Raw genomic sequence first — 12,796 nt, 5'->3', positions numbered from 1 at the left:
GTAGGGGCAGGTCTTGTGCCTGCCCAGGGCGACCACAAGGATTCGCCCCTACATATTGGGGTATGCCACGGAAAATCCCAAAGAGCCTCTAATTTTTCATTTCTGATTTCTAATTTTTGGCGCTGTTGTAGAGATCGGCTTAACTCAACTCTGTCAAACTTTGCCAGAGCGCCTTTAACTCGGCGTCGGTTGCATTGCGCCATTGACCGGGAAGCAGATTGCCCAAGAAAATTGGGCCAATGGCCACCCGCACCAGCCGCAAGGTGGGATGGCCGACGGCCGCGGTCATCCGGCGCACCTGGCGGTTACGCCCCTCCCGTAAAGTGATTTTGAGCCAGGCCGTGGGGATATGCCGGCGATAGCGGATGGGTTTGGCCCGCGGAAAAAGTGGAGGTTCGTTGGTTAATAGCTCCACATTTGTTGGCTGGGTGCGGCTGCCTTTAACCATAACGCCCTGCCGTAGTTGGTTCAGGGCGTCGGCGGAGGGGATATTTTCTACCTGGGCCAGGTATACTTTTTTTAATTTGTAGCGGGGGTGGGTAATGCGTTGGGCCAGTTTGCCGTTAGAGGTGAGCAGCAGCAACCCCTCACTGTCGTAATCTAACCGGCCGGCGGCATATACATCGGGAACATTGACGTAGTCGCCCACTGTCGCCCGGCGCGCCGCGCCGGGCGAGGCGTTGGGATCGGTAAAACTGCTCAACACCCGGTAAGGTTTGCAAAAGATAAGGGTTTTATCAGCCATTGAGGGTGATCAGGAATATCGTAAGCGCGTGGGCGGCTCCCGACAATTTATTGTTTTCCGTTTGCCAATGGTTGCAGCACAATCCCGCAAACCGAAACAAAAGAAGTCCCTTCGTTGTCCGCCGGGCAGCGCTCGTAGGCAATGGTTTGGCCCTGGCTTGGCCCCAGCACATCCAGGGTAAAATAAAATGAAGACAGGCCGCAGACGTTGCGTTGGTACTGGCCCACTTTCATAAAATTCAGAAATTCTCGGGCATTGCCCTGGCAGATGTTGTTCATCAGCACGGTGTCATCTACCTTCATCTGCGCCTGGCGCGCGGCGTCGAGGGGCGGGCCATCAAAAGCCGGGCCAAGATGGGCCAGGTCGCCGGCGGCGACAACCACGGTGCGTCGTTGAGAGATTTCCTGGCGCAGCACTTTCACAAAGGCCTGGTATGTTGTTTCATCTTCAATATTGGCCTGGCCCGCCATAAAGTGATGAAAACTACCACACAGAACAGGCAGAATGGCACAGGGCTGTCCACTCCGCAGGTATTGCAGCCAGACCAGGGCTAACTCAATGGAGTGCTCGCCACGATGGTGCAATTCTTCAGCAAAAGCGTTCTCCGGCCCCAGCACCCCGGCCAGCCGGTTGACCAAATCTTTGTCGGTGGGCATCATCCCCAGCGGGGTGGCGTAATTTTGCGCCGTCAGGGTGATGGCGCCCAGGTCGCCGTTGTGGTCGGTGCCAAAAATAATGATCAATTCGGCCTGCCGGACCGCTTCGGCGGTGCTGGCCCAAACGCGGGCATAAGTTAATCCGCCGCGTTGATAGTCAATATGGGGGCTAATGATGCCCTGGCTATTGGCTGGAGACAAGGGCGTGCCGTTGGCCTGGTCCAAGTATCCTTGCAACATATGGCGTAATTCGGCGGGGTTGGCCGGGTAGGATGGACCGGCCAGGGCCGGTGGGCGAAAGGGGGCCGCCCGGAATTTTTCCAGGGCCTGCTGTTTGGCCTGAAAAAAGGAGTCATTGTCCAGTAGAAGGGCCTGGTCAAATTGATTAAGCAAATCTTCAATAATGGTTTGGGGCAAACGCAGGCCGTAGCGCACTTCTAAAGCGGCTTTGATTTCCGGGATGGTATACTGGCCGTTGCACAACAAAGCCAGCGGCCCTAAAACCTGGGGCAGCACAATGGCCGCCTCGGTGAGTTTTAAACTGTCTTGCATCAGAAATACCGGTTCACCCTGGTAGGTAATGCGTTGCACGTTGACATCGCGGAGTTTGGGTTTGTTGAGGTGGTTCATATCAATCCTTCATGCTCAACTAAATTTCAGGCTGAGTTTAAATTCTAACTTGGTATTGAGTCCCTGGATAAGATTTTTCCAAATGGTCTTGATTTCATCCGAGGTGTAGGCACTCTCTAGCCGCCAGCCCAGAGTTGCGCCGCATTGTTTACAAAACTTTTCACTATCGTCGGTATCAATTTGGACCATAGAAGGCCAACGATGGTTTGATTTAATTTCTTTTGAGGCAAGCACCAGAATACAATCATGCTTGATCGAATTTAAATTGTTAATGTGTACTGAAATGGGATGTTCCGAAAAGACTACGTAAGCATTGATTAGTTTGAATCCAGTTTGTTTGAGCGCAATTGTTAATTCGGCCCAGGCATTGGCGTCCCAGTGATGAAAGGTAAAAACCAAACGCCCGGTTTGATGTTTTAGCACCCGCTGACATTCTTTTAAGATACCTGAGAGCGCTGTCATAAAACTCGTCTCATCGTTGCTTGTTTTGGCGGCGACGGCGCTATGGCTTTCATCGTAAATCCAGTTAACTTCGCCCGGCAACAGGCGAGCTAACCATACTCTAAAGAATGTAGCCAGGTCGCTGTATTGTACGCTATCGTAATAGGGCGGATCGGTTACAATCAAGTCTATTGAGTCATCTTCAATGGTCAATTGGCGAGAGTCTCCATGAATAAGCCAAAATTTTTGCCGGTCGCCAACAAGTGAATGTTGGTCGAAGACTTCAATGCCTCCATCTAACTCGCCGGGAATCTTGACCATCTGAGTTTGGCCGTTTTGTTTGATTTTTCGCTCAACAGGCATTATGGCCCACTTGCGCCCTCGCTCAATCCTATCCCGAAAAAGAAGTTGTAAATTTCCTGAAGATTTTTGGCGATTCATGGGGTTGTTTTCCAGGGCGGTATAAGGGAAACAATAAGCATGCAGGGCAAATACATGTCGAATAGCGCCCGGCCGGCGTTTGAACCAGCCCTTGTAACCACATAATAACGAGTTGAACTCAAGCGAAGTCGAAACCAAAGTTGCCAGATTCAACTTGACCGCGCCGTGATACCCCCCCAACTGTTTGATGGCTTCGTTTAAATAGAGCAATTGACGTGATGTAAAGAGATCAAGGTAGGAGTGGATATTACGACCAAGCAAATCACCGGATTTGGGACCATTTTTTACGGCAAAATCTTCAACCGAACCAAAATCCAATTGAGCGCGTTGCCGGTCAGCTTCCTCTAGCCGGGCCAAATCGGCCTGACCTGGCGTGCGGAAAAACAGGCCATGTTGAGGACAATTCCCAACAATCGCCACCGGAATATAGCGGGCATAGTAGGGAGTATCAAGCAAATCCTGGTATTTTTGTTTGCAGGTTGGACATTGCTTTTCGCTTTTGGTGATCAGACGCGGCGTTTTTATCCGGCCCTGTGGTGGATGCTGGTTGTCGGTGATTTGCCAACTATCCGGCCAGATACGAATTGTCCGGTCAGCTTCGTGACGCAGGTCATATTGCTCAATCTGAACGACTTCGCCGCAGACGCAAATCTTACGCAGGCCGTAAAGTATATAGTGGGCATCGAGGGTCTGAGCGCAAGTTGGACATTCAGTTTGAAAATAATAACCAAGTTGATGGTATAGGTTGTCAAAAAATTGATGAAAGGCTGTTTGTAATTCTTTGAGCGTCACCTGAGTTAACGACGCTCGCGCCTGCACAACAGGAATTGGGTCTATATCAGACCCAATAACATTTGCTCCCAACCGGATGGCTTCATGCAAAGTAGTGCCGCCGCCCATCATCGGGTCAAGTACAATTTTGCCCTCTAAGCCACCCGGGGCATAGTAATCGCGCCGCTTTGGGTCGGGCACAAACTGCTTTAATATGAGTCGGAAGGTAGAACCACAGCGTCGCGCCCACCATTTATGCAGGTAGGTATTAGGCCGAAACAAATGTTTATTAAAGACTTCCTGCCGCGAAATTTCATTGGCGAACTGTTCTGGAAAGGATTCATCAATCTCCAGCCTGATTGCTGCTTGAGGGGTACGGTACAACTCATCAAAAGCCAATTGACGAGCCTCTCGAATTTTATTGGTCATAGGGTTATGATACAATAGATGTTTTATCCTGCCAAGCCAGGCCGGGGAAAGTATGGCTCAAACGCACGAATACCCCTAACTTTTTCTACTACTCACTTTGGTCACCCGCCTCAGAAAATGGTATAATGGAGTTTCTGAAAAAGACTTTTTAAGGACAATGCTATGACTGGCGCAACTCCTCAAGAATACCCAGAACGGATTAGACTGCTGTTGGCCGACGACCATGCCGTGGTCAGAGCCGGCACCCGTGAACTTTTAGAGCGACAGCCAGACCTCCACATTGTCGGCGAGGCCGTTGATGGTGAGGAGGCCGTACAGTTGACCCACGAACTGCAACCCGACGTGGTGGTGATGGATGTGCGGATGCCCAAAATATCGGGCGTAGAGGCCACCCGCCGGATTAAAGCGGAGCACCCGGACGTGCGGGTGCTGGTGCTGACGGCCCACGATGACGACGAATATGTTTTTGCCTTGCTTCAGGCCGGCGCAAACGGCTATCTGTTAAAAACAGCCGAAATTGACGAATTGGTCAAAGCCATTCGCACTGTCGCCGCCGGGCAATCTGCGTTGGCCCCCTCCGTGGCCGGTAAAGTGGTGGCGCAATTTGCCGGGGGCAAAAGCTTACCGGATATTTTGGGCCATACTCAAGATCAATATAGCGGCCTCACCGAACGAGAGTTGGGTATTTTACGTTTGGTGGGTAAGGGCCTCAGCAATAAACAAATCGGCAAAGAGCTTTTTATCAGCGACCGCACCGTGCAGGCGCATCTATCCAATATCTTCTCCAAATTGGGCGTTAATTCCCGCACCGAAGCCGTGATGTATGCCGTCCGCAGTGGTTGGATTACTACAGAACAGGGATGATGTATAAAATTATTGGCCTGTTGCTTGTTCTCTTGCTGCTGGCCGGTTGTAACCAAACAGCTTCACCCTCAACCCCGGTTGCGGCAGAAGTGGATGAATTTATTGCCGATGATTTGCCGTTGATAAACCCCAACCTTCCCGCCGAACCGGTCTCCCTGGAAGTTTGGGTTGATCTGGATTTTACCCGCGACAATACCTTTTTTGAAGAGATGGCCGAAGATTTTGAACAGGCCTATCCCCACGTGGAAGTTGAGGTTTATTCTTTTGTGCGAGAAGGTATTTTGCAGCGCATGGAGCATGTCTCCAAAGACGAACTTCCGCCTAACGTGGTGCAGGGACACGTTTATACCGCCGCCGGACTCGGCCTGGCCGAACCGCTGAAACAGCAGTGGGCCGAGTGGGAGGAGGCCGACCCGGAAACAACATCCCAATTTTTACCTGCTGCGCTGGATGAAGTGACCTGGCAAGATGTTCGCTATGGGGTGCCGATTGACGTTTACACGGTGGTTCTGCTTTACAATCGAGAACACTTTGACGAAGCCAATTTGCCTTATCCCGAAGCGGATTATAACTTGTTTGACCTGCAAAACGCCGCCGCCGTTTTGACCAAACCGGAAGAAGAGCGTTACGGCATTGGCCTGACCACCGATCCCTGGTATGTTTATGCTTGGTTGTCTGCGGTCGGGGGCGATGTGGTTATTTACGATCCCGAAAAAGGTTATTTGCCCGCGCTCAACTCAGAAACAAACGTTGATGTTTTGCGGTTTATGATTGAGCTGGTTGAAGCGGGATATGCGCCGCGCCCTACCAGCCGCCCCCGCGATTACGAGGAAGCGCGGGCCGGTTTTTTGGAAGGCCGAATTTCGATGTACTTTGGCGAGCCTCAGGATGTTCATCTCATCCAGTCAACCAATCCCGACTTTTCCCTGGGCGTAGCTGAGTTGCCCACCACCCCGGCCGGCGAAAGCGCCGCTTCGGTTTTTGGCAGCAGCGGCTTCTTCATTCCGCGCGGTTCCATTGACCAGGATGTGGCTTTTGAATTTATCAAGTGGGCTTCAAGCGACCGATATATTATTCCTATGGCCCGGCGGGTGGGGCATTATCCGGCCCGGGTTTGGCTGCAAACCTCACCCGAATTTACCGATAACCTCTCTCTAACCCCCTTTTTTAACCAACTCGATGCGGCTCGGCCCTATCGGCTGGATTTGTTTCCCAGAGCCGAAGAAGCGTTTTGGAATGCGGTCAAAATTTCTTTCTATAACCTGGCCACGCCAAGCGAAGCCCTTCAAGAAGCCCAACAACGTGGTGAGTTTGTTCCGGAAGAAACGCCATGACCCATACTGCTAAGGATTTGCCTTCAATATCAAAATATCAGCGTTTCCTCATGGGTATTTTTGGCTGGCTAACCCACTTGCGGGCGCAGGTGCTGGCCTTGCTTCTGCTTATTTTATTGCTGATGACCTCCTTGACCAGTGGCGTGGCCTTTTTGGCTTTCCGGCAAGTATCGCAATCGCTGGCCGAAAGCCGCGACCAGGAGTTGGTGGTGGTGGGCGCCGGGCGTTTGTCGGGACGCATGGAAAACCTTATTCGCGGTTTGAGCGTTTTGGCCCGCCAACCCGAGATGAAATCCGGCGAACCGACTCTCCAGGAAGCTACTTTAGAACGAGGGCGAGAACTCCTTATTGATTTCACCAATTGGGATGGGGGGGTTATCATTCTGGATGCCAATGGGTTTGTCAGCGTTACCAAACCTCTTCGGCTTGATCTTATTGGCCAAGATTTTTCGCAGGAATCTTATTTTCAAAGAGTCCGGGCTTTGCGTACGTTTGTTTTTTCCAATATCGTCAAAGAACCCGGCACAAATAAAGACATCATTGCTGTGGCCGTGCCTATCACGGGTTTGGATGGCAATTTTGCCGGGGCTATTGTGGGTAGATTTTATGTTGATTTTCAGGGAATGGGGCGGGAGATTTTAAAACTAAAGGTGGGGGAGAAAGGTAGCGCTTACCTGGTAGACCAGAGCGGACACCTCATCTATCATCCGTATGATCACCTGATTGGTACAGATTTTAGCGACCGGCAGGCCATTCAACTTCTGCAAAGCGGCGACCCCGAAGGAGCCATTACCAGCCAGGAAGATGGGGGGATGCGGAGTGTGGAAGGCTATGCCATTGTGCCAATCAGCGGCTGGGGTTTGGTGATTGGCGAACCGTGGGACCAGGTGATTGAACCGGCTCAGATTGCGCTCAGGCCGGTGGTTATTGTGGCCGTGATTGGCCTTATTATTGTGGCCGGAATTGTGTCGGTGGGGGTTCGCCGGGTTACCGATGCCATTCAAAATTTGGTGGTGCAAACCCGTCAAGTAGCCGCCGGTGATTATGATGCCCAGGTCGGGTTGAGCCGGATCAGGGAGATCCGAGAGTTGGGGATGGCTTTTAATGATATGGTGCAACAGATTCGCCGCTATCGAGCCGGGGTGCGCCAATATGTAGCCGATATTACCCGAACGCAAGAGGAAGAGCGAAAACGGATTGCCAGAGAATTACACGACGATACGGTGCAATCGTTGATTGCCATGGGCCAGCGGATTGAACTCATCAAAGAAACCCTGGAGAATCCAGATGAAAGTCGCGCTCGCTTGAGTGAAGTAAGAACTATGGTCACCGGGGCTATTGCCAGCGTTCGCCAATTTAGCCGGGACCTGCGGCCATTGACCCTGGAAGACCTGGGTTTAACCGCAGCCATGCAATACCTGGTCAATCAATTGGCTCAGAGTGAAGGCATTGAGGTTAATCTTCAGGTAGAAGGTAAAGTAGAGGAACTGCCGGCCGATCTGGAGGTAGCTATTTATCGGATTCTACAAGAAGCCTTGAGCAATGTTAGAAAACATGCGCATGCTACCCAGGTAGATGTATTGGCTCAATTTACGCCAAGACAAGTCAGGCTCACCGTGGAAGACAACGGCTGTGGGTTTCAAGTGCCTGAGTCTTTAACCGATTTTGCCAGTGATGGCAATTTTGGCATGATGGGCTTACAGGAACGCGCCAGACTTTTTGGCGGTAATGTTGCTGTTGAGTCCGCTCCCAACCAGGGCACAAAGATTGAATTGATTATCCCCCGCCAATTAACTCCGGCCAGCTTTACCGTTGGCGTCACCCCCGGCCCAAAAGAAGGTGAGGTCGGCGGCAATGGTAAGAACAAAATCACTTAGACGTTATAAAGAGCGTGCGCCTTTATCTACCAAACTTGTTTGGGCCTCACCCAAACTTGTTTGGGCCTCACCCAAACTTGTTTGGGCCTAAACCGAAAGGCCTGAATTGTCTATTCTCCCTCCTTTGAGTATAATGGTTAAGTTGTCTTGACTAGACAATGGAGGATTGACTATTGATATTGCCAAAAAAATTATTTCTAATTCCACACCAAGAGGAGGACTAGAAGCTGATGAATTTCTTTTTTCTCGCTTTATTAGTAATTATGTTGTTGGTTTTTGGATATGCCCAGTTGCAGAAGGGTGTTGTTAAAACACCGGGCCACATTAATCTGAATGAGAAAGAAGAAATAGAGTTCCGCTCGTAGATTCTGGCAGTAAAATTACCAAGCAAATTGGCTAATTTATGGGTAAAAGACGGTCAAGAAATTGGCCGTTTTTCCTTTTCAGTCACCGGTCTTAGGCGGAGGATGCGTCCCAAAATTTTTACGGTAGGGATAGGACATTGTCCTGTCCCTACCCTATGGCCTAAAAATTGGGACAGGTCTCAGGCAGATAGCTTGCCCGTTGTGGGTTGTTTCAATCACTCTCGCGCCTGAGTTGCCCGATGACGCGGCTCAAGCCAAAGATCACCACGCCCGCCAGCAAAATGGCCCCGCCCAGCCTGAACTCAAATTGTAAGTTTAGGGCTATTCCTCCCAATAATAAGCCCAAACCGGCCACAAGGAACAATCGTTGGAGGTGAAGCCGTTGTAAATGTCTCTCTCCTTCAACGCGCCCGGCTTTTTGTAACCGTTTGCTGAAATCGGCCAAATCCCAGGCCACCAGTATAGCCACAATACTAAAAAGCATCCAGCCCGCAGATAGCCCCAGCCCGGCTCCCAGGGCGGCAGCGCCGATGAAAAAGGTGACGGCAATGACCGTGGCCGGATACCAGTTGCGCCATTGGCCAACTAGCCAGAATAAGCCTATGGCTATGACTATCCCTACCGCCCCCCAGCGGGCGTTTAAGGCATAGCCTGCGGCCAGGCCAAATGTGGCCAAACCAATACTCATCCAAACAAAAAAATTCATTTCATTCAGGCCTGTTGAGCATTCAGCTTATTGTCGTTCAAAAACGTTGCAAACGACTGAGCGCAACGTGGGCGGCTTGCTGAAAAGGGATGTCAACCTGCCAATCCATCACCCGGATATTGGCCTGCCTGAGCATATTCAGTAGCAACTCTCGCTCCAGGCGAGCAAATCGAGCAGCCAACGCCACCTCTGGTTCTTTGTTCAACCCCTGTTGCTCAAAGGTGATGGGATCGGGGCTGACCACCAACAGTTGATACCCATGCGCGCGTAATTTAATCAGTTCGTCCGCATCTTGGGGCAGCAGCGGGCTGACAAACACCAGTTGTGAGCGCGCCGGAAAGAGGCGTGTGGGCAAATATTCCAGCTTTTCAAAAACCTGCCCGCTGCCCAATTCCGCGCAGGCCAGGGCGCGCAGAATTCGTTCCCGCTGCACTTTGCCGTAGCCGGGAAAGGTCCAGTTGAGCGAGCGGCCGTAAATGAAAAGCCCCACCCGATTACCGGCATTGATAAAAACATCGGCCAGAGAAGCGGCAGCCACAATGGCCTGCTCAAATAACGACCCTTCCGGCAAGGACACATCGCTCTGCTGGCGGGCGTCTAAAATCAGGCCCACGTCGGCGACCCGTTCTTGCTGAAATTCATTAATGAATAGACTTTGGGGGTGGCGGGCCGTAGCCCTGCCGTTCATCCAGCGCAGTGGGTCGCCAGGTTGGTATTCACGCACGCCGAAGAATTCCACCCCTGATCCGCCCTGCCGGGTAGGAATGGGGCCGGAATAAACTCGCGTTTGCTGGGGCCGAATCTCAACTCTGCGCAGCCGGATAATCTCAGGCAGGATTAAAAGTTGATCCGGGACGGTCACCACCTGGCGTTTTTGAAACAGGCCAAAGTTGTCACTGGCCGTAACCCGCACGCCGGGAAAATGATGGATGCCTCGCGGGCCGCGCATGGTGTAAGTCAACTCAACGGTTGCGCCTGAAGGCAATGGGGCAAACAAACTGGCTTCTGCGTCTGTCAAGTTGAGTGAGGCAGGGATGAGGTCTTCCACCAGCACTTCGTTTAAGCGCGGGCCTTTGTTGGTGAGGGTCAGTTTGACTACTACCGGCTCGCCTTGCGCCGCTCGCGCCGCACTCAGGCGGCGCGTTACTGCCAATGGCAACGCTTCCGGCCGATAGAGCAGTCCCCCGCCCAGGTAAACAATGAGGGGAATGGCTAACACCAGCAGCCCGCCGTTCAAGGTGACTAGACCGGCAAAGAGCAAGCCATAAATTAAGAGACCTAACCAGACCAATTTTTGCATAATTCATTAAAAAGGCAGCCGCAAGAGAAACTTTCTCCTGTCTACGCTTTTATTACCGGGACCGGGGTGGCCTGAACAATGGAAGCAATGATCTCTGCGGCGGCGTGTTGTTTCATCCACAGGCCGGGTTCCAGGATGAGCCGGTGGACCAGGGCGGGACCGGCGAAGCGTTTTACGTCGTCGGGCAGAACGTAATTGCGACCGGCCAGGGCAGCCTGGGCGCGAGCCAGTTTGAGCAGGGCCAGCGAACCGCGCGGGCTGGCCCCCACCGCCACCCTTTTGTCTTGCCGAGTTTTGTTGACCATGTCTACAATGTATCGTTCAATGTCTTCGTGGACGTAGATGTCCTCAATGGCCCTTCGCATAGCCAGTAGCTCTCCCGCCTCAGTCACCTGGACCAGTTCAACTTCGTCGCTCTGGCGCTGGCGGCGGCGTTTCAAAATCTCCTGCTCGTCGGCGGGGGTAGGGTAGCCAATGGCGAGTTTCAGGAGAAAACGATCAAGTTGAGCTTCGGGCAGGGGAAACGTGCATTCGTATTCAATAGGGTTTTGGGTGGCAATGACAATGAAAGGTTGGGGCAGGGCCATTGTTTCACCTTCCAGAGTCACCTGGTATTCTTGCATTGCTTCCAAGAGCGCCGACTGCGTTTTGGGTGAGGCCCGGTTGATTTCGTCGGCCAGGATGATGTTGGCAAAAATTGGCCCGCGCCGCAGCTCAAAACGATTCTGCGAACGGTCGTAAATGTAGCTGCCGGTGATGTCGCCGGGCAGCAGGTCGGGCGTAAATTGGATACGCTTGAAATCCAAACCCAGGGCCACGGCAAAACTTTTGGCCATCAGGGTTTTGGCCAGGCCGGGGTAATCTTCCAGCAGAATGTGGCCGTTGGCCAATACCGCGGCCATAATTTCTTCCAACAGCAACTGTTTGCCAACAATGGCCCGCTCAACTTCTTGAGTCACGCGGGCGCAGCGTGAAGCTACGTCATTCAGGGTGGTAGTCAACTTTATCCTCCAAGAATTGAATTACTCGCTCTGGATCAAGATCGAGCGGTGAAGTTTGTTTTTTTAGCCGCCAGCGAGGTTGGGCCTCCAGAAAGTGGCTGAATGAAGTCATCCCGGCCTCCAGGTAAGCCAGCACTTCCGGCGGCGCGTCCAGTTGGTTTTGGCTCAGGCGTTGTCGCATTTCTTGGAGGGTGGTTCGTTCATCGTGGGCCAGGGTTTCCAGAGTTAGTTTATGCAGCCGTTGGGCCAGTTGCCATTTGAAATAATCTTCCTGCCTGGTTCGCCGAATGAGCTTGAGCCAGCTTTCTATCCGTTCTTCCGGTTTGGTGGCGGGCGGGTTTCGATGGCGCAAAATTGGTCCTTTTTTGATCAGACTTCTTAGGGCTATGACCAGGGTGGTCAGCAGAAATAAGGCCCAGATGGCCGCCTGGGGAATACTGGCCCAGATGAGACCGGCCACCCAGGCCAGGTATAACAGCGGTGCCACCAGATTCTCGCGCATTAAATCTCGCATCACCAGGGTCAGTAGACCGGCCAGCAGCAGAATCGCAAGCAGGGTCAACCACCGGTTTTTCATGCCAGCCTGCCGTAAACTCGTACAATGGCGTTCAAACAGTCCCTGGCTTCCCGTTTCTCGCGCTCGCTGGCCGTATTATCGCCGTAACGGACGCTTTCAAAAAGGCGGGTGAGCCGTTGAATGTGGTGGTCGCGCAGGCCTATTTCGGCGAGATGCGCTTCAAATTCCCGGGGGGTCATCCCTTGTTGGCGTTGAATCCCGCGTTGCTCGTATAAAACCTGGCTCATATCCCGGTAACACCGTAGCACGGTATCTTTGAGATCGCTCCCTGCTTCCAGGTTTTTTACGGCGTGCCTGGCTTTTTGGGCCAGCAATATCGCCAGGTCTGGCTGATGCTGGCGGCGCAGATAGCGTTGCCATACCCACCAGCCGGCGGCCAGCGCCAGGGCAATAATCGCCAGGGTGATAACATTAACCAGCCATGGCGGTGGATTGGCAACAAGAGGGGGAAGGGGCGGTTGTTCCTGGAGAAAAGAACCACCCAGACCAATTTCTACGTCATCCCCGTTAGCCTGGTTATCCAATTCCAGTTTTTGAAAATGGCCGTATAGAACATAGATGGTCAATAGGATTGCCGTATAGAGCAACAGCCGCCCCAGCATCCGTTTGCGCATTTCCGGATTAAAAATAAAGGTGACGAGCCATAAAATCAAAAGGCT

Annotated in this window: 11 protein-coding genes; 3 read left to right on the top strand and 8 right to left on the bottom strand. The window is 52.3% G+C overall.

From position 1 onward, the window contains the following. Window positions 1–139 precede the first annotated feature (139 nt). Genes JW953_06045 through JW953_06035 form a run of 3 tightly spaced genes read right to left on the bottom strand, consistent with a single transcriptional unit; the run spans window position 140 to window position 4,113 of the window. Window positions 140–745, bottom strand: coding sequence for a pseudouridine synthase (locus JW953_06045; GenBank protein ID MBN1992245.1), 606 nt, complete (start codon window positions 743–745; stop codon window positions 140–142). Window positions 746–792: 47 nt separating this feature from the next. Further along, window positions 793–2,031 (bottom strand): AmmeMemoRadiSam system protein B, encoded by a 1,239-nt coding sequence (gene amrB / locus JW953_06040; protein ID MBN1992244.1) that lies wholly within the window; start codon window positions 2,029–2,031, stop codon window positions 793–795. Window positions 2,032–2,046: 15 nt separating this feature from the next. Further along, on the bottom strand, window positions 2,047–4,113 hold the full coding sequence (locus JW953_06035) for a hypothetical protein (protein ID MBN1992243.1): 2,067 nt from the start codon (window positions 4,111–4,113) through the stop codon (window positions 2,047–2,049). A gap of 162 nt (window positions 4,114–4,275) precedes the next feature. Between JW953_06035 and JW953_06030 the strand changes: the two genes are divergently transcribed. From JW953_06030 to JW953_06020, 3 genes are read left to right on the top strand one after another with little or no spacing between them, the layout of a single operon-like run. Continuing rightward, the gene (locus tag JW953_06030) at window positions 4,276–4,977 is read left to right on the top strand and encodes a response regulator transcription factor (GenBank protein MBN1992242.1); all 702 of its coding nucleotides are present in this window, start codon (window positions 4,276–4,278) and stop codon (window positions 4,975–4,977) included. Next, window positions 4,974–6,311 (top strand): extracellular solute-binding protein, encoded by a 1,338-nt coding sequence (locus JW953_06025; GenBank protein MBN1992241.1) that lies wholly within the window; start codon window positions 4,974–4,976, stop codon window positions 6,309–6,311. The genes JW953_06030 and JW953_06025 overlap by 4 nt, the downstream gene beginning before the upstream one ends. Next, window positions 6,308–8,188, top strand: coding sequence for a HAMP domain-containing protein (locus JW953_06020; protein ID MBN1992240.1), 1,881 nt, complete (start codon window positions 6,308–6,310; stop codon window positions 8,186–8,188). Before JW953_06025 ends, JW953_06020 begins: the two co-directional genes overlap by 4 nt. A gap of 576 nt (window positions 8,189–8,764) precedes the next feature. Here JW953_06020 and JW953_06015 read toward each other — a convergent pair. From JW953_06015 to JW953_05995, 5 genes are all read right to left on the bottom strand, one after another. Continuing rightward, entirely contained in the window at window positions 8,765–9,259 is a 495-nt protein-coding gene (locus JW953_06015) for a hypothetical protein (GenBank protein MBN1992239.1), read from the bottom strand. 37 nt (window positions 9,260–9,296) lie between these two features. Continuing rightward, window positions 9,297–10,559 carry a DUF58 domain-containing protein gene (locus tag JW953_06010; protein ID MBN1992238.1) on the bottom strand — a complete coding sequence of 421 codons (1,263 nt, stop codon included), beginning with the start codon at window positions 10,557–10,559 and terminating at the stop codon, window positions 9,297–9,299. 41 nt (window positions 10,560–10,600) lie between these two features. Next, complete coding sequence (locus JW953_06005) at window positions 10,601–11,461, bottom strand: MoxR family ATPase (protein MBN1992237.1); 861 nt, start codon at window positions 11,459–11,461, stop codon at window positions 10,601–10,603. A gap of 79 nt (window positions 11,462–11,540) precedes the next feature. Beyond that, a complete protein-coding gene (locus JW953_06000) occupies window positions 11,541–12,137 on the bottom strand; it encodes a hypothetical protein (GenBank protein MBN1992236.1) in 597 nt (198 codons plus the stop codon). Then, window positions 12,134–12,796: DUF4129 domain-containing protein (locus tag JW953_05995; protein MBN1992235.1), on the bottom strand; the 663-nt coding region annotated here is incomplete at its 5' end. The genes JW953_05995 and JW953_06000, both read right to left, overlap by 4 nt.

Source organism: Anaerolineae bacterium (assembly GCA_016931895.1).
In the GTDB taxonomy this organism is placed as follows: domain Bacteria; phylum Chloroflexota; class Anaerolineae; order 4572-78; family J111; genus JAFGNV01.
The sequence above is the reverse complement of the archived record's forward strand: the minus strand, read 5'-3'. Positions and strand labels throughout refer to the sequence as shown.

Excerpts from the sequence above, each read along its gene's own strand:
- JW953_06020 (MBN1992240.1), top strand. The coding sequence starts at position 6,308 with ATGACCCATACTGCTAAGGATTTGCCTTCAATATCAAAATATCAGCGT.
- JW953_06000 (MBN1992236.1), bottom strand. The coding sequence starts at position 12,137 with ATGAAAAACCGGTGGTTGACCCTGCTTGCGATTCTGCTGCTGGCCGGT.
- JW953_06010 (MBN1992238.1), bottom strand. The coding sequence starts at position 10,559 with ATGCAAAAATTGGTCTGGTTAGGTCTCTTAATTTATGGCTTGCTCTTT.
- JW953_06030 (MBN1992242.1), top strand. The coding sequence starts at position 4,276 with ATGACTGGCGCAACTCCTCAAGAATACCCAGAACGGATTAGACTGCTG.
- JW953_06005 (MBN1992237.1), bottom strand. The coding sequence starts at position 11,461 with ATGGCCGCGGTATTGGCCAACGGCCACATTCTGCTGGAAGATTACCCC.
- amrB (MBN1992244.1), bottom strand. The coding sequence starts at position 2,031 with ATGAACCACCTCAACAAACCCAAACTCCGCGATGTCAACGTGCAACGC.
- JW953_06015 (MBN1992239.1), bottom strand. The coding sequence starts at position 9,259 with ATGAATTTTTTTGTTTGGATGAGTATTGGTTTGGCCACATTTGGCCTG.
- JW953_06025 (MBN1992241.1), top strand. The coding sequence starts at position 4,974 with ATGATGTATAAAATTATTGGCCTGTTGCTTGTTCTCTTGCTGCTGGCC.
- JW953_06045 (MBN1992245.1), bottom strand. The coding sequence starts at position 745 with ATGGCTGATAAAACCCTTATCTTTTGCAAACCTTACCGGGTGTTGAGC.
- JW953_06035 (MBN1992243.1), bottom strand. The coding sequence starts at position 4,113 with ATGACCAATAAAATTCGAGAGGCTCGTCAATTGGCTTTTGATGAGTTG.